Origin of the sequence: Pseudomonas kurunegalensis, from assembly GCF_030291635.1 — a bacterium.
Lineage (GTDB): Bacteria > Pseudomonadota > Gammaproteobacteria > Pseudomonadales > Pseudomonadaceae > Aquipseudomonas > Aquipseudomonas monteilii.
This window is the reverse complement of record NZ_CP127871.1, coordinates 5,016,681-5,038,816: the sequence shown is the minus strand read 5'-3', so window position 1 is coordinate 5,038,816 and position 22,136 is coordinate 5,016,681. Positions and strand designations below refer to the sequence as shown.

The 22,136-nt window shown below is 62.5% G+C and carries 18 protein-coding genes and 2 pseudogenes; 9 read left to right on the top strand and 11 right to left on the bottom strand.

Features of this window, described 5'->3' with window-relative positions; translation table 11 throughout:
* Positions 1-9 precede the first annotated feature (9 nt).
* On the bottom strand, positions 10-387 hold the full coding sequence (mvaT, locus tag QQ992_RS23020) for a histone-like nucleoid-structuring protein MvaT (RefSeq protein ID WP_016713624.1): 378 nt from the start codon (positions 385-387) through the stop codon (positions 10-12).
* Positions 388-672: 285 nt separating this feature from the next.
* Between mvaT and purU the strand changes: the two genes are divergently transcribed.
* Positions 673-1,524 carry a formyltetrahydrofolate deformylase gene (purU, locus tag QQ992_RS23015; RefSeq protein WP_016713625.1) on the top strand — a complete coding sequence of 284 codons (852 nt, stop codon included), beginning with the start codon at positions 673-675 and terminating at the stop codon, positions 1,522-1,524.
* A gap of 308 nt (positions 1,525-1,832) precedes the next feature.
* Here purU and gpgF read toward each other — a convergent pair whose 3' ends face one another.
* From gpgF to QQ992_RS28175, 5 genes and pseudogenes are all read right to left on the bottom strand, one after another.
* Complete coding sequence (gene gpgF / locus QQ992_RS23005) at positions 1,833-2,825, bottom strand: glucosaminyl phosphatidylglycerol flippase (protein WP_286111166.1); 993 nt, start codon at positions 2,823-2,825, stop codon at positions 1,833-1,835.
* Positions 2,822-3,586, bottom strand: a complete 765-nt coding sequence (gene gpgD / locus QQ992_RS23000) for an N-acetylglucosaminyl phosphatidylglycerol deacetylase (protein ID WP_286111165.1) — start codon at positions 3,584-3,586, stop codon at positions 2,822-2,824. Before gpgD ends, gpgF begins: the two co-directional genes overlap by 4 nt.
* Positions 3,579-4,700: an N-acetylglucosaminyl phosphatidylglycerol synthase gene (gpgS, locus tag QQ992_RS22995; protein WP_286111164.1), complete on the bottom strand. Its 1,122-nt coding sequence runs from the start codon at positions 4,698-4,700 to the stop codon at positions 3,579-3,581. The genes gpgD and gpgS overlap by 8 nt, the downstream gene beginning before the upstream one ends.
* A 149-nt stretch (positions 4,701-4,849) precedes the next feature.
* Positions 4,850-5,446, bottom strand: a pseudogene (locus tag QQ992_RS28180) (methyl-accepting chemotaxis protein); the annotation flags it as partial.
* Positions 5,447-5,755: 309 nt separating this feature from the next.
* Positions 5,756-6,580, bottom strand: a pseudogene (locus tag QQ992_RS28175) (PDC sensor domain-containing protein); the annotation flags it as partial.
* 312 nt (positions 6,581-6,892) lie between these two features.
* Between QQ992_RS28175 and QQ992_RS22985 the strand changes: the two are divergent.
* On the top strand, positions 6,893-8,368 hold the full coding sequence (locus QQ992_RS22985) for a helicase HerA-like domain-containing protein (RefSeq protein WP_286111161.1): 1,476 nt from the start codon (positions 6,893-6,895) through the stop codon (positions 8,366-8,368).
* Between the two features lie 65 nt (positions 8,369-8,433).
* Here the strand turns inward: QQ992_RS22985 and QQ992_RS22980 are convergent, their stop codons facing one another.
* Entirely contained in the window at positions 8,434-9,906 is a 1,473-nt protein-coding gene (locus tag QQ992_RS22980; protein WP_060497972.1) for an inorganic phosphate transporter, read from the bottom strand.
* A 323-nt stretch (positions 9,907-10,229) separates the two neighbouring features.
* The gene (locus QQ992_RS22975; RefSeq protein WP_003259583.1) at positions 10,230-10,430 is read right to left on the bottom strand and encodes a hypothetical protein; all 201 of its coding nucleotides are present in this window, start codon (positions 10,428-10,430) and stop codon (positions 10,230-10,232) included.
* 490 nt (positions 10,431-10,920) lie between these two features.
* Here QQ992_RS22975 and pcaR point away from each other — a divergent pair, with 490 nt between their 5' ends.
* From pcaR to pcaC, 7 genes are all read left to right on the top strand, one after another.
* Entirely contained in the window at positions 10,921-11,796 is an 876-nt protein-coding gene (gene pcaR / locus QQ992_RS22970) for a pca regulon transcriptional regulator PcaR (protein WP_016713633.1), read from the top strand.
* A 321-nt stretch (positions 11,797-12,117) separates the two neighbouring features.
* The gene (pcaK, locus tag QQ992_RS22965; protein ID WP_105945782.1) at positions 12,118-13,464 is read left to right on the top strand and encodes a 4-hydroxybenzoate transporter PcaK; all 1,347 of its coding nucleotides are present in this window, start codon (positions 12,118-12,120) and stop codon (positions 13,462-13,464) included.
* Positions 13,465-13,683: 219 nt separating this feature from the next.
* Complete coding sequence (gene pcaF / locus QQ992_RS22960) at positions 13,684-14,886, top strand: 3-oxoadipyl-CoA thiolase (protein WP_286111160.1); 1,203 nt, start codon at positions 13,684-13,686, stop codon at positions 14,884-14,886.
* Between the two features lie 201 nt (positions 14,887-15,087).
* On the top strand, positions 15,088-16,377 hold the full coding sequence (locus QQ992_RS22955) for an MFS family transporter (RefSeq protein WP_025753926.1): 1,290 nt from the start codon (positions 15,088-15,090) through the stop codon (positions 16,375-16,377).
* 9 nt (positions 16,378-16,386) lie between these two features.
* The gene (locus QQ992_RS22950; RefSeq protein ID WP_286111158.1) at positions 16,387-17,739 is read left to right on the top strand and encodes a 3-carboxy-cis,cis-muconate cycloisomerase; all 1,353 of its coding nucleotides are present in this window, start codon (positions 16,387-16,389) and stop codon (positions 17,737-17,739) included.
* Positions 17,740-17,750: 11 nt separating this feature from the next.
* Positions 17,751-18,542, top strand: coding sequence for a 3-oxoadipate enol-lactonase (pcaD, locus tag QQ992_RS22945; protein ID WP_119371309.1), 792 nt, complete (start codon positions 17,751-17,753; stop codon positions 18,540-18,542).
* 10 nt (positions 18,543-18,552) lie between these two features.
* On the top strand, positions 18,553-18,945 hold the full coding sequence (pcaC, locus tag QQ992_RS22940) for a 4-carboxymuconolactone decarboxylase (protein WP_010952489.1): 393 nt from the start codon (positions 18,553-18,555) through the stop codon (positions 18,943-18,945).
* Positions 18,946-18,948: 3 nt separating this feature from the next.
* Here pcaC and QQ992_RS22935 read toward each other — a convergent pair whose 3' ends face one another.
* From QQ992_RS22935 to QQ992_RS22925, 3 genes are all read right to left on the bottom strand, one after another.
* Positions 18,949-19,458, bottom strand: coding sequence for an Mpo1 family 2-hydroxy fatty acid dioxygenase (locus tag QQ992_RS22935; protein ID WP_286111157.1), 510 nt, complete (start codon positions 19,456-19,458; stop codon positions 18,949-18,951).
* A gap of 74 nt (positions 19,459-19,532) precedes the next feature.
* The gene (locus QQ992_RS22930) at positions 19,533-20,456 is read right to left on the bottom strand and encodes a LysR family transcriptional regulator (protein ID WP_105945785.1); all 924 of its coding nucleotides are present in this window, start codon (positions 20,454-20,456) and stop codon (positions 19,533-19,535) included.
* 194 nt (positions 20,457-20,650) lie between these two features.
* Entirely contained in the window at positions 20,651-21,904 is a 1,254-nt protein-coding gene (locus tag QQ992_RS22925) for an OprD family porin (protein ID WP_019097260.1), read from the bottom strand.
* Positions 21,905-22,136 lie beyond the last annotated feature (232 nt).

Here is a 22,136-nt window from a genome sequence, read left to right as displayed (position 1 = left end):
GATGGACAATCAGTCCAGCAGGGTCGCCCAGCTTTCAACCACATCGCCACCCCAAGTGGCTTTCCACTCTTTCAGGGTTTTGTGGTTGCCGCCTTTGGTTTCGATCACTTCACCGTTGTGCGGGTTTTTGTATTGCTTGACCTTGCGTGCACGCTTGGTGGCAACAGCTTTGACCGCACCACGAGGTGCCTTGCTCAGTTTCGACTCTGGGTCGAGCAGGGCAATCACGTCGCGCAGCGACTTGGAGTACTCGCCCATCAGTGCGCGCAGTTTGCCTTCGAACTCCAGTTCTTTCTTCAGCTTGTCATCCTGCGACAGGTTGGCCAGGCGGGCCTGAAGTTCCTTGATGGCTTCTTCGGTGGCGCGGTACTCGTTGATCAGGGACATGGAGTGTTCCTTAATGCGTGTTCAGAAATGTGTGGGGCAATAATAGACAGGCGATAGTCGCAAGTAAACATGCTATTGGGCAATTAACTGTTAATTAAGCTGTGACAACATTTCTCCACGTGAACAAAAATTTACATAAAGGCCCGCTATTTCGTCATGTCTGTCAGACAAGGCGCGCTGCTGCGTTTGCCGGCCAGCATTGACCCACGCGGCTGCGATCAATACTGCGTTTTTTCTGTCGGACCGCTAGAATAGGCGCCTTTGCGAAGTTCTGGAGTCTCATTCATGCGCACCTATCGTCTGGTGATCGCCTGCCCCGACCGCGTAGGCATCGTGGCGAAAGTCAGTAATTTCCTGGCCTTGTACAATGGCTGGATCAACGAAGCCAGCCACCACTCTGATGAGCACAGTGGCTGGTTCTTCATGCGCCATGAAATCCGCGCCGAATCGCTGCCGTTCGGTATCGAAGCCTTCCGCGAGGCGTTTGCGCCCATTGCCGAAGAGTTCTCCATGACCTGGCGCATTACCGACTCGGCGCAGAAAAAGCGCGTGGTGCTGATGGCCAGCCGCGAGTCGCACTGCCTGGCCGACCTGCTGCATCGCTGGCATACAGACGAGCTGGACTGCGAGATCCCCTGCGTGATCTCCAACCACAACGACCTGCGCAGCATGGTCGAGTGGCACGGTATTCCGTTCTTCCATGTACCGGTCGACCCCAAGGACAAGGCCCCGGCCTTTGCCGAAGTGTCGCGCCTGGTCAATGAGCATGCTGCCGACGTGGTAGTGCTGGCCCGCTATATGCAAATCTTGCCGCCGCAACTGTGCCAGGACTATGCCGAGAAGGTGATCAACATTCACCACAGCTTCCTGCCGTCGTTCGTTGGTGCCAAGCCTTACCATCAGGCCGCTCTGCGTGGCGTGAAGCTGATCGGTGCGACCTGCCACTACGTTACCGAAGAGCTGGACGCCGGCCCGATCATCGAGCAGGACGTGGTACGCGTCAGCCATGCTGACAGCATCGAAGACATGGTCCGCTTTGGCCGTGATGTGGAGAAGATGGTATTGGCCCGTGGCCTGCGTTATCACCTGGAAGACCGGGTGCTGGTGCATGGCAACAAGACTGTGGTGTTTGACTGATACTACTTGGTTGCCTGTGGGATTTTGGGGCTGCTTTGCAGCCCATCGCGACACAAGGCCGCTCCTACAGGAGATATGCGATGCAATGTCGGTACGCGATCCCTTGTAGGAGCGGCCTTGTGTCGCGATGGGGCGCAAAGCGCCCCCGGCAAACTTGAGGCATACGCCAATGGCCAAGCAACGCAACCAACCCACCGCTTCACCTCCACCCACTCTCGGCGAAGGCTGCCTGGCCCGCTACGACCCCGAAGCCCTGGATGACACTGACGGCACCGACTTCCCTGGCGCCGCCGAACTCTGGCAGCAGCTCAACCCGCCTGACGCCGCCAGCGCTCCAGCAACGGACGCGCCAGCAGGCACACGAACACCGGCCCACCCGCCAGCAGATAAAAGTAGTAAGTAACCGCCCGCCATATCAGGATCGCTGCCGCTGCGGTCGAACTGCCCACCAAGGGCGTCAGCAGGCTGGCTGAAGTCAACTCGGCGGCACCCGCCCCTCCAGGCAACAGGCTGAACTGGCCGGCACTGAGCGATAGCATCTGCACCAGAAAGCTCGGGATCCACGCCAGGTCCACACCCAACCCTCTCAATACCAGGTACAGCACGCTGTAGCGCAGGCCCCAGTGGGCGCAGGTCAGGGTGAATACCAGGCTCAGGGTGCGTTTGGGCAGGCGCCAGGTCTGCGCCAGTGCTTCGATGAAGAGCAGCAGTTTGCGCGCCCAGCGGCGCTGGCGCGGCTGGCCTACGCCCAAGCGCTGCAGCAGCCTGCCGTTCATGCGCATTACCGTGCGCCGGTAGCGCAACAGCCCGATCACCCCGGCCAGTGCCGTGCAGAGCAGCAGTGCGCTGCCCAGCAGCATGCTTTCCTGGCTGCGGCCCAGGCTGTGGAACAAGGCGTAGCCGGCTATCGCGAGCATTGCGCAGAAGAAGAACGCCAGATCGTTCAGCTGGTCCATGGCGAACACGGCGCCGCTGCGTGCCGGGCCGATGCGATGACGCGCCAGCAGGGCCATCAGGGTCAATGGCCCACCACTGCCACCGGGGGTCGTGCAGATGGCAAACTCCGTGGCCATGACCACGCCGAGGCTGCGTGCATGGCTTAACTGTTTTGCCTGCTCACCCAGCAACAAGCGCAAGCGCAGCGTGTTGATGACCCAGCACGACAGAATCATGCCAAACAATATGAGCAGCAGTTGCGGGTCGAACCGGCTTAGTCTGGGAAGCAGTTGGCTACCTCCCAACAGCGCTGGCACCAGAGCTGCGCCCAGCAATGCCAGCATCAGCAAGGCCCAGCGGTTCATGCTGCCACCTGGCGCTCCAGCCAGGCCGATTTGGTCAGCGGTTCGCGGCCATCCTTCAGCAGTTGTTCCAGTGTTCGCAGCCAATAGTCGCGGGACGAGCGATGGCGCATGTCTACCGGGTGCAGCCCCAGGCGTAATGTGGCCGCGCCTTTCCAGCGACGGCATTGCCAGTCGCACAGCACGCGGGACAACGTGCGACGCCATGCACTGCGGGCGCTCCAGACAAGGCCCGGTGCATCGATGGGGACGAAGTCAGGCAAGCGGTACAGGTGCTGTGGTGTGCTGGTGTACTTCAGCGGCAGGCGACGCAACGCTTGCCGAGTGCCTTGGCTCATGAGCCAGGCCGGTGCGACAAACCCTGCCACAGGCCAACCTTGGCCCTCGAACAATGCCAGGCCCTCCTGCAGGCGGGTAAGTGCTTCTTCTTCATCAAGGCTGTAGAACTCGCCCTCATGGGTATAAATGCGCCGCATGAAGTAATCGATGGGCCTGCGCGGTGGCGGCCCTTCGTCAGCATGGGCGTAGCCGTGCAGCGCCAGTTCGTCCCCGTTGGCCAGGCGTTTGTCCAGCAGACGGCAGAACGAGGGCGCCAGGTGCAGCGGATTGCGCCGATGGAAGTCCGGGACCACCAACCATGTCATGGGCACATTGCCCAGCGCGTCGACGGCCTCTACGAACGGCTCGTAGTCCGGCCAGGTTTCCGGGGCTACATCATGCAGTACCAGCATGAGGCTGCGGTGGCTGGAGGAAGGCTCAGGCATGGGCACGCACCTGTGGCTGATAGCCGAGCACGGCCTGGTAGTGCTGGAGCAGGCCCGCGACCACGTTATCCCACGAGTAATGCTGTTCTACATGCAGACGGGCCTGCGCCCCCAGCGTGCCTACGCCAGCCTCGAACGCTTCGCGCACAGCGGTTGCCATGGCGCGGCCATCGTTGGCGCGGCACAGGAGGCCGCACTGATCATTGATGATTTCACCAAAGGCACCCGCGCGCACGGCCACCACCGGCGTAGCGCTGGCCATGGCTTCGAGAATGACCAGGCCGAACGTTTCCTGGTCGCCCGCGTGCACCAGCAGGTCGGCGCTGGCCATCAGCCGGGCCACCTCTGCAGCCGGGCAGAAGTGGTCGATGACGCTGACATTGTGTGGCACGTTGGCGGGCATGTTCGAACCTACCAACACCAGGTGGTAGGGGGCGCCGAGCTGCTGCATGCAGTCGAGCAGCACCGGCAGGTTCTTTTCCCGCGAACCGCGGCCGGCGTAAATCAACAGGCGGCTGGTGTCGGCAATGCCCAGCTGCGCACGCAAGTGCGGGTCGCGCTGGTTGGGGTTGAACGTGGCCAGGTCCACGCCCAGGCGTTGCACATGCACGTCGCGTATGCCCAGGCGGCGCAGTTTGTCGGCCATGACCTGACTCGGCGCCAGCACCCGGTCGAAATTGCCGTACAGCTTGCTCACGTAGGCCTCGACATTGGGCGTGAACCAGTTGCCCATGCGGTTGCTGACCAGCAACGGCAGGTCGGAATGGTAGAAGCCGATCACCGGCACATCCAGTTGGCGCCTTGCCTCCAGTGCCGCCCAGGCGGTCAGGTAGGGGTCGCCGACTTCGATCAGGTCGGGTTTGAGCGTGCGCAGCGTCTTGCACCAGGGGGCCAGGCGTACCGGAAAGCGGTAGCCCTTGCCAAACGGCAGGGGTGGGGCGGGTACGTGAAAGATGCCATCGGCATGCCGGGCGCTGGCGCCGGGAATCAACAGGCTATGGCGTACGCCGTGGATGGCGTCGAGGCGGCGGTGTTTGGCATCAAGATAGGTACGTACGCCACCGCTGGCCGGGGCGTAGAACATGGTGATGTCGGCGATGTGCACGATCAGCATCCCTCCGGGATCGTCTTCGGGTCTGTCATCCGGCGGTAACGGGCCGGCGATGACGCGCCTAAAGGTTGACCTTTCAGAAGGATAGTTTGTTCGATCGGGGTTGGGCGGGTGAGCCGCATCGCCCGCGAAGCAGGCGATGCGGTGCGGGATCAGATGCGGAAACTGCCCACCAGATGTTTGAGGCGGCCGGCCTGCTGCTCCAGGTCCGAACAGGCGCGCAGGGTGGCCTGCAGGTTCTCTACGCCTTCCTGGTTGAGCATGTTGATCTCGTTGATGTCCATGTTGATGGCCTCGACCACGGCGGTCTGCTCTTCGGTAGCCGTGGCTACGGACTGGTTCATGCCGTCGATCTCGCCAATGCGCACCGTCACGCTGTCCAGCCGCTCACCGGCCTGGTTGGCGATCTGCACGCTGTCCTGGCTGTGGCGCTGGCTCTGGTCCATGGTCTCGACCGACTCACGGGCGCCGACCTGCAGCTCTTCGATCATGGTCTGCACTTGTTGCGCCGACTCCTGGGTGCGGTGCGCCAGGTTGCGCACTTCATCGGCGACCACGGCAAAGCCACGCCCGGCTTCACCGGCGCGGGCCGCCTCGATAGCGGCGTTCAGCGCCAACAGGTTGGTCTGCTGGGAAATGCTGGTGATCACCTCGAGGATCTGGCCGATGTTCACGGTCTTGCTGTTCAGCGTTTCGATATGCTCGCTGGACGTAACGATCAGGTTGGACAGGCGGTTCATCGCGGCTATGTTGCGCTCGACCACTTGCTGGCCTTCCTCGGCCAGCAGGCGCGCGGAGCTTGCATGCTGTGAAGCCTGGGCAGCATTGCCGGCAATTTCCTGGGCGGCGGCACCCAGTTCGTTGATGGCGGCTGCCACGCTGTTGGTACGGTTGGACTGCTCGTCAGAGTTGGTCATCGACGAATTCGAAGCACTGATCACGCGCAGGGCCACTTCGTTGACCTGCTCGGTGGCCGAGGACACTTCGCGGATGCTGCTGTGAATGCGCTCGACGAACCGGTTGAAGGCGTTACCGAGGATGCCGAACTCGTCGTGGTTGTGAATGCGCAAGCGCTTGGTTAGGTCGCCTTCACCTTCGGCAATGTCTTCCATGGCGCGCGTCATGGTGTGCAGCGGCTGCATCAATACGCGGATCAGCAGGCCCAGCAGGCCGATGATGATCACCACCGCTACCACCGTGGCGATCACCGCCGAGGTGCGGAAGGTGCTGAGCATCGAGAAAGCCTTGTCCTTGTCCACCGACAGGCCGATGTACCAGTTGGCCGACGGCAGGCCGGTGATCGGGGTGAAGGTCAGCAGGCGGGCCTGGCCATCGCTCTGCACTTCGGTCAGTTCACCGGTCAGTTTTGGCGTGTGCTGCGGGAACAGGTCTGACAGCGACTTCATCACCAGGTCTTTGTCCGGGTGCACCAGGATCTTGCCCTGATCGTTGACCAGGAAGGCGTAGCCCATGCCGCCGAAGTTCAGCGAGTTGATGATCTGCACCAGGCCGTCCAGGGCCAGGTCGCCACCCACCACGCCGACACTGCTGGACACCTTGCTGAGGATGCCGATGACCATCTTGTTGGTGGCCATGTCGATGTACGGCTCGGTCAGGGTCGCGCCCGCCGCATTCATGCCGTCCTTGTACCAAGGGCGGGTGCGCGGGTCGTAGCCATCGGGCATCTTGGCGTCCGGGCGTACGCTGAAGCCGCCGTCGGTTTTGCCCAGGTAAACGGTAAGGAAGCTGGAAATCAGGGCATTCTGGCCCATCAGTGTTTCGGCGTTGGCCGGGTCCTGGGCAATGTTCTGCGCCAGGTTCTCTACCAGTTTGATACGGCCTTCGAACAGGTTACGAATGTTGGTCGACGTGGAGGCGCCCATTTCAGCCAGATAGTTTTCCAGGTCCTCGCGGATCGCATTACGCTGGAGGTAATCGTTGTAGAGGGTGAAAAGGCTGAAGGCGAGCATCACGATCAGTGATGCGGCCAAAAGAATCTTGTGGCTGAAACGAAGGCTTTTGTTCATGGCGTAATCGGTTCCGCTAAGGTGTTATATCAGGCGTTCGCTCCGGGGGAGCGCAAGGCAGTGCAACATCCCGAAATATCCCTTTTCGGTTGTTCCTTTCTATTAAGGCGAATATCACCCAAAGGTATCGGCCGAATTAAGGTAAAGCTTGAGCAGAGGATTAATGAGATGTCGGAATCTTCGACCATCGTTGTAGGCGCTGGCCCGGATGGCCAGCCAGTAGGGCAAGCGATGCGGCTGGCTAACCGTCATGGTCTGGTGGCGGGCGCGACGGGAACGGGCAAGACCGTCACCCTGCAGCACCTGGCGGAAGTGTTCAGCGACGCAGGGGTGGCCGTGTTCGCGGCCGACGTCAAAGGTGACCTCTGTGGCCTGGGGGCCGCCGGTGCGCCACAGGGCAAGGTGGCCGAGCGCATCGCCGGCATGCCCTGGCTGGGGCATACGCCTCGGGCCTATCCTGTGAGCTTGTGGGATATAGCGGGGCAGTCCGGCCACCCCTTGCGCACCACCCTCAGTGAGATGGGGCCGCTGCTGCTGGGCAACCTGCTGGAGCTGACCGACAGCCAGCAAGCCGCGCTGTACGCCGCCTTCAAGGTTGCAGACCGCGAGGGCCTGTTGCTGCTGGACCTGAATGACCTCAAGGCGCTGCTCGCGCACCTCAAGGACAACCCGCAACTGCTGGGCGAAGACAGCGCGCTGATGACCACTGCCTCTACCCAGGCGTTGTTGCGGCGGCTGGCGACCCTGGAGCAGCAGGGCGCCGAGGCACTGTTCGGTGAGCCGGCATTACAGCTTGAAGACCTGCTACGGCCGGACCTGGATGGCCGTGGGCGCATCCACCTGCTCGATGCCAGCCGGTTGGTGCACGAAGCGCCCAAGGTTTACGCCACCTTCCTTTTGTGGCTGCTGGCGGAGTTGTTCGAGCAGTTGCCCGAACGTGGGGATGCCGACAAACCGGTGCTGGCATTGTTCTTCGATGAAGCGCACTTGCTGTTCAACGGCACGCCCAAGGCGTTGCAGGACCGGCTGGAGCAGGTGGTGCGGCTCATTCGATCCAAGGGCGTGGGGGTGTACTTCGTTACGCAGTCGCCCGGCGACCTGCCGGATGCGGTGTTGGCCCAGCTGGGCTTGCGTATTCAGCATGGCTTGCGGGCCTTTACCGCCAAGGAGCAGAAGTCGTTGCGAGCGGTGGCCGATGGCTTTCGCCCCAACCCGGCGTTCGACACCCTGGCAGTGTTGACCGAGCTGGGGATTGGCGAGGCGCTGGTGGGTACGCTGGAAGAGAAGGGCACGCCGGCCATGGTGCAGCGGGTGCTGGTTGCGCCGCCGCAGTCGCGCATCGGGCCATTGTCTGCAACTGAACGCAGTGCGCTGATTGCCGCCTCGCCGCTGGCGGGGCGTTATGACAAGCCGGTGGACCGTGAGTCGGCTTATGAAATGCTGACCCAGCGCAAGGGCGAGGCCGTGGAACCGGCGCCGCAGCCGAAGGCGGATGAAGAGAGCTTTGCCGACAAGGCGGGGGACTTCTTGCAGAGTGCGGCGGGGCAGGCGATCAAGTCGGCGGTGCGCCAGGCGGCCAATCAGCTGGGGCGGCAACTGGTGCGCGGGTTGATGGGGTCGCTGCTGGGGGGCAAGAAAAGGTAGCCGGCACAGGACTGACGCTCATGAAAAAGGCGCCACGAGGGCGCCTTCATTCATTGCGGTATCACTCAGCCAATGGCTTTGGACGCCAGCCAGAACAGGCCGGCCGCCAGGCCCATCGAGGCCGGCAGGGTGAGGACCCAGGCCAGCAGGATGGTTTTCACGGTGCCGCCTTGCAGGCCGCTTTTGTTGGCGACCATGGTGCCGGCCACGCCGGACGACAGCACGTGGGTGGTCGATACCGGCAGGGCGAACACGTTGGCCATGCCGATGGCGCAGGCCGCGGTGATCTGTGCCGACATGCCCTGTGCATAGGTCATGCCTTGCTTGCCGATCTTCTCGCCGACGGTCAGTACCACGCGCTTCCAGCCAACCATGGTGCCCAGGCCCAGGGCCAGGGCGACGGCCACGATTACCCAGAACGGGGCGTATTCGGTCGTGGCAGTGAGGTCTTTGCGCAGTTTTTCCAGGTCGGCCTTTTCACGGGCCTCCAGGCCTGGCAGCTTGCCAACCTTCTTCGCCGTGTCATCCAGGCACAGCAGGTAGCGGCGCACTTCGACACGCTTGTCGGCACTCAGGCTGTGGTAGTCGGTCACGCCTTGCAGCGAGGCCTGCAGCGCGGCAATGGTCGGCTCGGTCTGCTGCGGGTTGCAGCTGAACTGCTCCGGCAGGTCGCTGGACTTGGCTTTGCCCAGCGCCAGGAACTCGCCCAGGGTGGCGGCGTTGCGCTGATAGAACTGGCTCATGTGCAGGGTGGCGTCGCGGGTACGCTCGATCTGGTAGGTGGTGCTGTTCAGGTCGAGGACGAACTTGGCCGGGACGATACCGATGAGCACCAGCATGATCAGGCCGATGCCTTTCTGGCCGTCGTTCGAGCCGTGCACGAAGCTGACGCCCATGGCGGAAACCACCAGCACCATGCGGTTCCAGAACGGCGGGTGCTTCTTGTCGTCGAGCTTGCGGCGCTGGTCGGGGGTTTTGTGCATCTTCGACAGCGGGCGCCACCACTTCAGGCCGATCAGCACCAGGGCGGCAACGGCGAAGCCGGCCATTGGCGAGACCACCAGCGACATGGCGATGTCGATCGCCTTCTGCCAGTTGACGCCGTCACCCAGCGGAATGTCGTTGATCAGGGCGTTGGCCAGGCCGACGCCGAGAATGGAGCCGATCAGCGTGTGCGAGCTGGAAGCGGGGATGCCAAAGTACCAGGTGCCCAGGTTCCAGGTGATGGCCGCAGCCAGCAGCGAGAAGACCATGGCCAGGCCGTGTCCGGTGTTCACGTTGATCAGCAGCTCTACCGGCAGCAGGTGCACGATGGCATAGGCCACCCCGACACCGCCGAGCAGAACGCCAAGGAAGTTGAACACGCCGGAGAAGAACACGGCGAGGTGCGGCGGCATGGCTTTGGTATAGATGACGGTAGCTACCGCGTTGGCGGTGTCATGAAAGCCATTGATGAACTCGAAGGCGAGTACGAAGGTCAAGGCGAGCAGCAGGCTCACCAACACCCAGGCATCCAGTCCGCTGAATAAATCGATCATGAAGGTTGTCTGGCGGTCATAGGGGGGCGGGATTATGCCAGAAAACCTTGGCAATCGATGCACCTGCTACAGACCGATGGCAATCTTCATGGCGTGGGTGCGCCGTGCAAGGTGGGGCCTTCACGCAGGGAAATATCGGCTAAAAAGCGTAAAGCTTGGCGAAATCAGGCATAAAAGCCAAGAAAATGCTGGTTTGCCACCATTCAAACGATCGTATGAAATTTGTGTAATTCCATTTCATCATCGGTCAGGCGGTAAAGATCGAAGCAATTTTGACCGCGCCCGGGCTGGCCGGGCGACGACGCGCTGGCGTAGTCCTGGGGTCAGGGGGTGTCGCTGCGCAGTTCCTTTTCCATTCGTTCCAGTTCCTGGCTGAAAGCCTGGTCGCGCACACTGGCACGTTTGCGCCAAGGTTTGCGTTCCGGATCCGGTTGTGCGGCATAAGTGGTGACTTCGCCGCCGTAAACATCCTTGTAACGTTCAGCCTGGCGCTCGAGTTCTGCGCGCAGTTCATCTTTCGTCACATGCAGTACCTGAATTAAGAGTAATGACTGTTGTTATGCACTGTGCAGCATGCACAGGCCATGTGGGCCGCAACGGCTTGATACAAGGCTTGATACAACGGAAGGTTCCTTGACCACGCTGGCGTCGGCGGCCTGCGCAATCGATTATAGCAACCGGTAATTCGCCGAACATCGTTATTTACCCGGCCCTGGCATCATCTGACGTAAGTAGTGGGATGTGCCTGGAAACAGTTTGGACCTTTCGTACAAGTTTGAAAGGCAAGGCGGATAAAAGTTCGCTGCAACGCCGGGATGAGGCCCGAATGAAAAACGGCCTCGCCAGAAGGCGAGGCCGTTGCCTGGGGACTTCTACGGTGGGTACCTGACCAGTCTCTCCAAAGAAGCCACAAGTGGCATGAGAAAGGTATAAGCAAAAGTGTCGGCGGTCAATTGCGATTATCGGCCGTTTGTTCGATAATCGCACGAACCGGCGTTTTTTTTGAGGTGTGCGATGAGTGACGAAACCCTGGGCAACGATTCCGGCAATCCGGAGGTGGCACGGCCTGCTTCGGCTGCCATGGCGCCGCCGATCGTGGCTTCTCCGGCCAAGCGCATCCAGGCCTTTACCGGTGACCCGGACTTCATGACCTCCCTGGCACGTGGCCTGGCCGTGATCCAGGCGTTCCAGGAGCGCAAGCGCCACCTGACCATCGCCCAGATCAGCCACCGTACGGAAATCCCTCGTGCAGCGGTGCGCCGTTGCCTGCATACGTTGATCAAGCTGGGTTACGCCACCACCGACGGGCGTACCTATTCGCTGCTGCCCAAAGTGCTGACCCTGGGGCATGCCTACCTGTCGTCGACACCGCTGGCGATTTCTGCCCAGCCATACCTGGACCGCATCAGCGACCAGTTGCACGAGGCGGCCAACATGGCCACGCTCGAAGGTGACGACATCCTTTATATAGCCCGTTCGGCCACGGTGGAGCGGCTGATTTCGGTCGACCTGTCGGTGGGAGGGCGCCTGCCGGCCTACTGCACGTCGATGGGGCGCATTCTGCTGGCGGCCCTGGACGACACCAGCCTGCGCGAGTACCTGGAGCGTGCCGACCTGAAAGCGCGCACCAGCCGTACCCTGCATGACCCTGAATCGTTGTTCGCCTGCATCCAGCAGGTGCGCGCCCAGGGATGGTGCGTGGTGGACCAGGAACTGGAGCAGGGGCTGCGATCGATTGCGGTGCCGGTGTATGACGCTTCGGGGCAGGTGTTGGCGGCGTTGAACGTGAGTACCCACGTAGGGCGGGTAACGCGCAGTGAGCTGGAGCAGCGCTTCTTGCCGATTTTGCTCGCTGCCAGCCGCGACCTTTGCCATCAGTTGTTTGGTTGAAATTGCCGGGGCCGCAAGGCGGCCCCAAAATAGAACAGGCAAAACCGTTTCCTGTGCGATAAACGCACAGTGTCGTTCCGGGTGAATTGCTTCACCTGCGCCCGCTGATTAATGTTTCTCGCAACGGTCGGCCCTGCCTACCGAACAAGAAAAACATAAGAGGCACATAACATGAATACTGTCCCCTCGCTGCCGCGGCCGCACCCGCGCGCAGTACCGTTGTATCCAGGCTGACGCAGGCCATATTCCCCACTCATCGCCCTCTGTGCCGGTTGCCCGTGTGCAGTGGTCTGGCTGTGCCCTACATTCTGGATAACAACAATGAACCAAGCGCAAAACAACGTCGGCAAAAGCCTCGACGTTCAGTCGTTCATCAATCAGCAGCCGCTGTCCCGCTATCAGTGGCGGGTCGTGCTGTTGTGCTTCCTGATCGTCTTCCTCGATGGCCTGGACACTGCCGCCATGGGTTTCATCGCCCCGGCCCTGTCGCAGGAGTGGGGGATCGACCGTGCCAGCCTCGGCCCGGTCATGAGTGCCGCATTGATCGGCATGGTGTTCGGCGCCCTGGGCTCCGGGCCGCTGGCTGACCGCTTCGGCCGTAAAGGTGTTCTGGTGGGCGCGGTGCTGGTGTTCGGCGGTTTCAGCCTGGCTTCGGCCTATGCCACCAACGTCGACCAGTTGCTGGTACTGCGCTTTCTGACGGGCCTGGGCCTTGGTGCCGGTATGCCCAACGCGACCACGCTGCTGTCCGAATACACCCCTGAGCGCCTCAAGTCGTTGCTGGTCACCAGCATGTTCTGTGGTTTCAACCTGGGCATGGCGGGTGGTGGCTTCATTTCTGCCAAGATGATCCCGGCTTACGGCTGGCACAGCCTGCTGGTTATCGGTGGGGTCCTGCCGCTGCTGCTGGCGTTGGTGCTGATGGTCTGGCTGCCGGAGTCGGCGCGGTTCCTGGTGGTACGCAACCGAGGCACCGACAAGGTGCGCAAGACCCTGTCGCCCATCGCGCCACAAGTAGTGGCCGAGGCCGGCAGCTTCACCGTACCGGAACAAAAGGCCGTGGCCGCACGCAACGTGTTTGCGGTGATCTTCTCCGGCACTTATGGCCTGGGCACCATGCTGCTGTGGCTGACCTACTTCATGGGCCTGGTCATCGTCTACCTGCTGACCAGCTGGCTGCCAACCCTGATGCGAGACAGCGGTGCGAGCATGGAGCAGGCCGCGTTCATCGGTGCGCTGTTCCAGTTTGGTGGTGTGCTCAGTGCGGTCGGTGTGGGTTGGGCCATGGACCGTTTCAACCCGCACAAGGTCATCGGCATTTTCTACCTGCTGGCCGGGGTGTTTGCTTACGCCGTGGGGCAGAGCCTGGGCAACATTACCGTGTTGGCCACGCTGGTACTGATTGCGGGTATGTGCGTGAACGGCGCGCAGTCGGCAATGCCTTCGCTGGCGGCACGCTTCTACCCGACCCAGGGCCGGGCCACCGGTGTATCGTGGATGCTGGGCATTGGCCGCTTTGGCGCCATTCTCGGGGCCTGGAGTGGCGCAACGCTGCTGGGCCTGGGCTGGAACTTCGAGCAGGTGCTGACGGCATTGCTGGTGCCGGCGGCGCTGGCGACCGTGGGCGTGATCGTGAAAGGGCTGGTGAGCCACGCAGACGCGACCTGAGGCCGGTAAAGGGCAAGAAGGGGATCGGTAGGTTTGCAACAAATGGTTCGTTAATCGCACAAATAGTCGATTATCGGATTGTAAGCGACCTGCCAGTCTCCTTAATCTGAGCTCACTGAAGCACCCTGACCAGTAGCCTCCAGCAGACCACCCCCGAACCACTGAAGTCGAGCCGTCCGCCCTGCGTGACCTCGAAGCCCGTACCGCAGGAGAAGCTTAATGCGCGACGTATTTATCTGTGACGCCATCCGCACCCCGATCGGCCGCTTCGGCGGCGCCCTGGCCGGCGTGCGTGCCGACGACCTGGCTGCCGTGCCGCTGAAGGCGCTGATCGAACGCAACCCGAGCGTACAGTGGGATCAAGTCGACGAAGTGTTCTTCGGCTGCGCCAACCAGGCCGGTGAAGACAACCGTAACGTGGCGCGCATGGCGCTGCTGCTGGCCGGCCTGCCCGATAGCATCCCGGGTGTTACCCTGAACCGCCTGTGCGCGTCGGGCATGGACGCCATCGGCACTGCCTTCCGCGCCATCGCCAGCGGCGAAATGGAGCTGGCGATTGCCGGTGGCGTCGAGTCGATGTCGCGTGCCCCGTTCGTCATGGGCAAGGCCGAAAGCGGCTATTCGCGGAACATGAAGCTGGAAGACACCACCATCGGCTGGCGTTTCATCAACCCGCTGATGAAGGGCCAGTACGGCGTGGACTCCATGCCGGAAACCGCCGACAACGTGGCCGACGATTATCAGGTTTCGCGTGCTGACCAGGACGCGTTCGCCCTGCGCAGCCAGCAGAAAGCGGCAGCCGCCCAGGCCGCCGGGTTCTTCGCCGAAGAAATCGTGCCGGTGCGCATTGCGCACAAGAAAGGCGAAACCATCGTCGAGCGTGACGAACACCTGCGCCCGGACACCACACTGGAAGCCCTGACCAAGCTCAAGCCGGTCAACGGCCCGGACAAGACAGTGACCGCCGGCAATGCCTCGGGCGTGAACGATGGTGCTGCGGCGCTGATCCTGGCGTCGGCTGAAGCGGTGAAGAAGCACGGCCTGACTCCACGCGCCCGCGTTCTGGGCATGGCCAGTGGCGGTGTTGCCCCACGGGTAATGGGCGTTGGCCCGGTGCCGGCGGTGCGCAAGCTGACCGAGCGCCTGGGTGTGGCAGTCAATGATTTCGATGTGATCGAGCTGAACGAAGCCTTTGCCAGCCAAGGCCTGGCGGTGCTGCGTGAGCTGGGTGTGGCCGATGATGCGCCGCAGGTGAACCCTAATGGCGGTGCGATCGCCCTGGGCCACCCGCTGGGCATGAGCGGTGCGCGCCTGGTGCTGACGGCACTGCACCAGCTGGAGAAGAGTGGTGGGCGCAAGGGCCTGGCAACCATGTGTGTAGGGGTTGGTCAGGGTCTGGCTTTGGCCATCGAGCGGGTTTGACCTGTACCGGCCTCTTCGCGGGCAAGCCCGCTCCCACAGGAAGATTGTTGCCCACTGCACAACGAAAACCCGTGGGAGCGGGCTTGCCCGCGAAGAGGCCGGTCTTGTTAGACACAAGGCCAATTGCCAGCCAGCAAGCGGAACGAGTGTGTTACCAGGTATGTCTAGACTTACCTGGGACCCTCTTGGAGTAAAACCGTCATGACCTCAACCTATTACACCGGCGAAGAACGCAGCAAGCGCATCTTCGCTATTGTCGGTGCCTCATCAGGCAACCTGGTGGAATGGTTCGACTTCTACGTCTACGCGTTCTGCGCGATCTACTTTGCCCCGGCCTTCTTCCCTTCCGACGACCCTACCGTGCAGTTGTTGAACACGGCAGGTGTTTTCGCCGCAGGCTTTTTGATGCGCCCCATCGGTGGCTGGATCTTCGGCCGCCTCGCTGACCGCCATGGTCGCAAGAATTCCCTGATGATCTCGGTGCTGATGATGTGCTTCGGCTCCCTGATGATCGCCTGCCTGCCCACATACGCCAGCATCGGCACCTGGGCGCCAGCGCTGCTGTTGCTGGCCCGCCTGATCCAGGGCCTGTCGGTAGGCGGCGAATACGGCACCACTGCTACCTACATGAGTGAAGTGGCGTTGCGCGGTCAGCGCGGCTTTTTTGCTTCGTTCCAGTACGTCACCCTGATCGGTGGCCAGTTGCTGGCGGTGCTGGTGGTGGTGATCCTGCAGCAGTTGCTCACAGAAGATGAGCTGCGTGCCTGGGGCTGGCGCATTCCGTTCGTGGTTGGCGCCATTGCCGCGCTGATCTCGCTGATGCTGCGCCGTTCGCTGCACGAAACCAGCAGCGCCGAGACCCGCCAGGACAAGGACGCCGGCACCATCAAGGGCCTGTTCCGCAATCACGCAGCGGCCTTTGTGACCGTGCTCGGCTATACCGCGGGTGGCTCGCTGATCTTCTACACCTTCACCACTTACATGCAGAAATACCTGGTGAACACGGCCGGCATGACGGCAAAAAACGCCAGCTACGTGATGACCGGTGCGTTGTTCCTGTTCATGGTGCTGCAGCCGTTCTTCGGCATGCTGTCCGACCGCATCGGCCGGCGTAATTCGATGCTGCTGTTCGGGGCGCTCGGTACCCTGTGCACCGTGCCGCTGCTGATGGCGCTGAAAACGGTGACCAGCCCGTTCATGGCCTTTGTACTGATCAGCCTGGCGTTGTGTATCGTCAGTTTCTACACCTCGATCAGCGGCCTGGTGAAGGCCGAGATGTTCCCGCCGCAGGTGCGTGCGCTGGGTGTGGGCCTGGCCTATGCAGTGGCCAACGCGGCATTCGGCGGCTCTGCCGAGTACGTGGCCCTGGGCCTGAAGACCCTGGGTATGGAAAACACTTTCTACTGGTACGTGACGGCCATGATGGCGATTGCCTTCCTGTTCAGCCTGCGCCTGCCGAAGCAGGCGGCGTACCTGCACCACGATGATTAAGGACGTGGCATGACCAACCAACTGTTCGACGCCTATTTCACCGCGCCGGCCATGCGCGAGATCTTCTCCGACCATGGCCGCTTGCAGGGCATGCTCGATTTCGAAGCTGCGCTGGCCCGTGCCGAAGCCGCTGCCGGGCTGGTGCCGCATAGCGCCGTGGCCGCCATCGAGGCAGCTTGCCAGGCCGAGCGCTATGACGTTGGCGCGCTGGCCAATGCCATCGCCACCGCGGGTAACTCGGCAATCCCGCTGGTGAAGGCGTTGGGCAAGGTGATTGCCAGCGGCGTGCCCGAGGCCGAGCGCTATGTGCACCTGGGCGCGACCAGCCAGGATGCGATGGACACCGGGCTGATCTTGCAGCTGCGCAATGCTCTCGACCTGATCGAAGCCGACCTTGGCAAGCTGGCCGACACCCTGTCGCAGCAAGCCTTGAAGCATGCTGATACCCCACTGGTAGGCCGTACTTGGTTGCAGCATGCCACCCCGGTGACCCTGGGCATGAAACTGGCTGGCGTGTTGGGCGCCTTGACCCGCCACCGCCAGCGCCTGCAGGAACTGCGCCCGCGCTTGCTGGTGCTGCAGTTCGGCGGTGCCTCGGGTAGCCTGGCGGCCCTGGGCAGCAAGGCGATGCCGGTGGCCGAGGCCCTGGCGGAGCAGCTGAAGCTGACGTTGCCGGAGCAACCCTGGCACACCCAGCGCGACCGCCTGGTGGAGTTTGCCTCGGTGCTGGGCCTGGTGGCCGGCAGCCTGGGCAAGTTCGGCCGCGATGTCAGCTTGCTGATGCAGACCGAGGCGGGGGAGGTGTTCGAGCCTTCCGCGCCGGGTAAGGGCGGTTCGTCCACCATGCCGCACAAGCGCAACCCGGTGGGCGCTGCGGTGCTGATCGGCGCCGCCACCCGTGTGCCGGGCCTGGTGTCGACGCTGTTCGCCGCCATGCCTCAGGAACACGAGCGCAGCCTGGGCCTGTGGCATGCCGAGTGGGAAACCCTGCCGGATATCTGCTGCCTGGTTTCCGGCGCGCTGCGCCAGGCCCAGGTCATCGCCGAAGGCATGGAAGTGGATGCAGCGCGCATGCGCCGTAACCTCGACCTTACCCAAGGCCTGGTGCTGGCCGAAGCGGTGAGCATCGTGCTGGCCCAGCGCCTGGGCCGCGACCGTGCCCACCACCTGCTGGAGCAATGCTGCCAGCGCGCCGTGGCCGAACAGCGCCACTTGCGTGCCGTGCTGGGTGACGAACCGCAGGTCAGTGCCGAGCTGTCTGCCGAAGAACTTGATCGCCTGCTCGACCCTGCCCATTACCTGGGCCAGGCGCGCGTCTGGGTGGCGCGCGCCGTGACCGAACATCAACATTTCACTGCCTGAAGGAGACCGCTGTGGCGCACTTGCAACTGGCCGATGGCGTTTTGAACTACCAGATCGATGGCCCGGAAAACGCCCCGGTACTCGTCCTGTCCAACTCGCTGGGCACTGACCTGGGCATGTGGGACACCCAGATTCCGCTGTGGAGCCAGCATTTCCGGGTGCTGCGCTACGACACCCGTGGCCACGGTGCCTCGCTGGTCACTGACGGCCCCTACAGCATCGAGCAACTGGGGCGGGACGTGCTGGCCCTGCTCGATGGCCTGGACATCCAGAAAGCGCACTTCGTCGGCCTGTCGATGGGCGGCTTGATCGGCCAGTGGCTGGGCATCAACGCCGGTGATCGCCTGCACAGCCTGACCCTGTGCAACACCGCCGCCAAGATCGCCAACGACGAGGTGTGGAACACCCGTATCGACACCGTGCTCAAAGGCGGCCAGCAGGCCATGGTCGACCTGCGCGATGCGTCCATCGCCCGTTGGTTCACCCCAGGCTTCGCCCAGGCCCAGCCCGCGCAGGCCCAGCGCATCTGCCAGATGCTGGCGCAAACCAGCCCGCAAGGCTATGCCGGCAATTGCGCAGCCGTGCGTGATGCCGATTACCGTGAGCAACTGGGCCGTATCCAGGTGCCGGCGCTGATCGTTGCTGGTACCGAAGACGTGGTGACCACCCCTGAGCATGGCCGCTTCATGCAGGCCGGTATCAACGGTGCCGAGTACGTCGACTTCCCGGCCGCACACCTGTCGAACGTCGAAATCGGTGAGGCCTTCAGCCGCCGCGTGCTCGACTTCCTGCTGGCTCACTGAGGACAACGCCATGGACGAGAAACAACGTTACGACGCCGGCATGCAAGTGCGCCGTGCGGTGCTGGGCGATGCCCATGTGGACCGCAGCCTGGAAAAGCTCAACGACTTCAACGGCGAGTTCCAGGAGATGATCACCCGCCATGCCTGGGGTGATATCTGGACCCGCCCGGGCCTGCCGCGCCATACCCGCAGCCTGATCACCATTGCCATGCTGATCGGCATGAACCGCAACGACGAGCTGAAACTGCACCTGCGTGCGGCGGCCAACAACGGCGTGACCCGCGACGAGATCAAGGAAGTGCTGATGCAAAGCGCGATCTACTGCGGCATCCCGGCGGCAAACGCCACCTTCCACCTGGCCGAGTCGGTGTGGGATGAGCTGGGCGTAGAATCGCGCCAGTAAGCGTTATTGCTGAAGCCTGACCGGCCCTGCAGAGGTTTCCACGGCCGACTTCAGGGCCGGGCACAGGCCCAGCATGAACGCAGCTTCTGCCACCACGAACAGCGGCCCGATGATCAGGCCGCTGACATCGTCGACAAAGGCCGGTTTACGGCCTTCGTAGTAATGGCCGACGAACTGGATGATCCAGCCCACCACGAATGCCCCCAGCCCGGCGCTTAGCCACAGCATTGTGGTCTGCATTGCCAGCGCCTGGCCTACCCACAGGCACAACCCCAACAGCAGCCCCATCACCAGCCCGAAGCGCAGGTCCAGGCGCAGGTAGAACCATACCGAGGCCGCTGCGGCCAGCAGGGCGGGGGATAGCCACATGCCGGCCACTTCCCAGCCCGGGCGCGATAGCAAGATGGTGACGGCCAGCACGATCATGGGGATGCCGACGAAGTGGGTGGCGATGTTGCGTGGGTCGCGGTGGTAGCTGGCGTACTGGCTCAGGTGGTCGACGAGGTTTTTCATTGTTGTGCCTCCCTGTTCAGCGTTGTTTTGCCTGATAGTGAACAGGATAGCCCGCAGCCACCACCATCATCAGCTCAGCGAATGGCAGCAGCCCGCACTGGCATATCCAGCCCCACCAGCGTCTCGATCATCGCCCGTGCCGCTGGCGACAGTCGATAACCACTGCGGCTGACTACCCCACAGCGCACGCTCAACACTTCCAACGCAGGCGGTAAGTTGCGCCAGTGCAGGCGCACCAGTGTGCCGGCGGCCAGGTCTTCGGCCACGGCCTCTTCGCTGGCGGTACCGATGGCATCGCTGGCCTGCACAACGCTGCGCAGCACCGCCAGGTGCTCGGTTTGCAAATGCGGGGTGAAATCGCTGCGCCCGCTGAGGTTGGCCAGGCGCTTGCGTACGCCGGGGGCGAGCAGGGCGCTGGCCAGTGGGTAGCTGAACAGGTCGTTGGTCGACAGGCTGTCCTTGGCCAGCAGCGGATGGCCCGGGCGGCAGAAAAACAGCCCTGGGCGTGGTGACAGGGGCTCGGTGTGGAAGTTGGGGTCGGCTTCGAACGGGCGGATATCATCGACGAAAAACTCGATCTGTTCGCGGCGCAAGGCCTGACCGAGGCGTTCGCTGTTGTCCACCAGCAGGGAAGTGCGGATACCGGGATGGCGCTCGATGAAGTGGCGCAGGGCGTCGGGCACCAGGCGCACGGCCAGGGCCGGGCCGCTGCCGAAGTGCAACTCGCCGGCGTCGAGCTTGGTCATTTGCAGCACTTCGTTGCTCAGCTGCGCAGCGCCTTGAACCAACCGGCGGGCATGTTGCAGTACCACCAGACCTTCGGGGGTAGGCGGTAGGGCTTTGCTGGCGCGGTCGACCAGCGGGCAGCCGAAGGTGTGTTCCAGGCCTTGGATGGCTCGGCTGAAGGCGGGCTGGGTGATGCCCATGGCCTCGGCGGCACGGACGAAACTGCGGTATTCGGTAAGGGCGATGAAGTAGCGCAGCTGGCGGAGGTCCATGTCACGGCTCTGGGGCGGGGATCAGGGGCCTATTCAAGCGGTTGCAGCTTATGTCGTCAAAGAAGGTTTATCGATTTATTTATAGCTTATAGTTATTTGATGGTGCATCTGGCCTCATCGCGGGCAAGCCCGCTCCTACAGGGAATTGTGGGTCCCTGTAGGAGCGGGCTTGCCCGCGATGAGGCCAGTTCAGATCACAACAAATTCAGCGGGTAACTCACAATCAACCGGTTCTCATCGAACGCGTTGGTGCTGAAGTCCCGGCGCATGGTGGAGTTGCGCCATTTCACCGACAGGTCCTTGAAGCTGCCCGACTGCACCACGTACGCCAGTTCGGTCTCCCGTGCCCACTCCTTGCCATCATCCACGCTGCCCACGGTGACGTTGTCACCCTTGATGTAGCGGTTCATCAACGTCAACCCAGGCACGCCAACGGTGGCGAAGTTGAAGTCATGGCGCACCTGCCAGGAGCGTTCCTTGGCATTGTCGAAGCTGGAGTTGTAGCTGTCGTTGGCCAAGGTGCCACCACTGGTGCCGTTGACCCGCATCCAGGCATCGTCGCCGCTGACCTTTTGCAGGCCGACGTAGAAGGTGTGGCCTTGGTAGCGTGCCGAGAGCATGGCCGAGGCGGTGCGGTTGTCCAGCTTGCCGGCGCGTTCGGCACCGTCTTCCTTGCCGATGAAGTAGCCCAGGTTGGCACCCAGGGTCCAGTCGCCCAGCGGTTGGCTGTGCGTCAGGTTGAGGTATTGCTGGCGGTAGATGTCCTTGAGCTGGGCATCCCACAGGCCAATCATGGTGCGTTTGTCGTTGAAGGTGTACTCACCGCCGCCGAAGTTGAAACGGTCGGAGGTGAACGCGCCTTTGCCGTTCATCGACATGTCTTCCATGCTGGCGTCGTTACGCGGGCTGTTGCCGCGGAACTGGCCGGCGTACAAGGTCAGGCCGGCGATTTCCTTCGAGGTCAGCTGGCCGCCGCGGAAGGTCTGTGGCAGCGAGCGCCCATCGTCCGAGCGCAGGATGGGCAGTACCGGCATCCACTCACCGACTTTCAGCTCGGTTTCGGACAGTTTGGCTTTCAGTGCGACACCCAGTCGGCCGAAGTCATCGGCCGGGCGGCCGTCATCATGCACGGGCAGCAGGTGCGTGTTGGTGGTGCCTTTGCCGCCGTCGAGCTTGACCGAGTACATGCCCAGTACGTCCACGCCGAAACCGACGGTGCCTTGGGTGAAGCCGGAGCGGGCGTCGAGAATGAAGCTTTGTGTCCATTCTTCGGCCTTGGCCTGCGGGTGGGCGGGGTCGACGAAGTTGCGGTTGATGTAGAAGTTGCGCAGGTTGAGGGTGGCCTTGGCGTCCTCCATGAAACCGCCTTCGGCGGCGAACAGCGGGAAGGCGCAGGACATGGCCAACAGGCCGGGCAGCAGCTGGCGTGCGGGTTGCAAAGTGCTCATCTGTCGTGGATCTCTTGTTTTTATGGGGCGAGCCGGTGCACTGCCAGATCGAGCCGGCAGGTGCGGGTCTTTTGGATGAACTTGGGCAACGTTGCGTGAGGGGATGGTGCGGGGTTGTGCGGGGGTGAGGCAATTCGCCGCAAACGGAATGGGGCGATAATCGAACGGAATGTTCCGGTTGGTTAATTAATTTCCTCCGGCAAATAAAAGGCCCACCGCAAGGGTGGGCCTG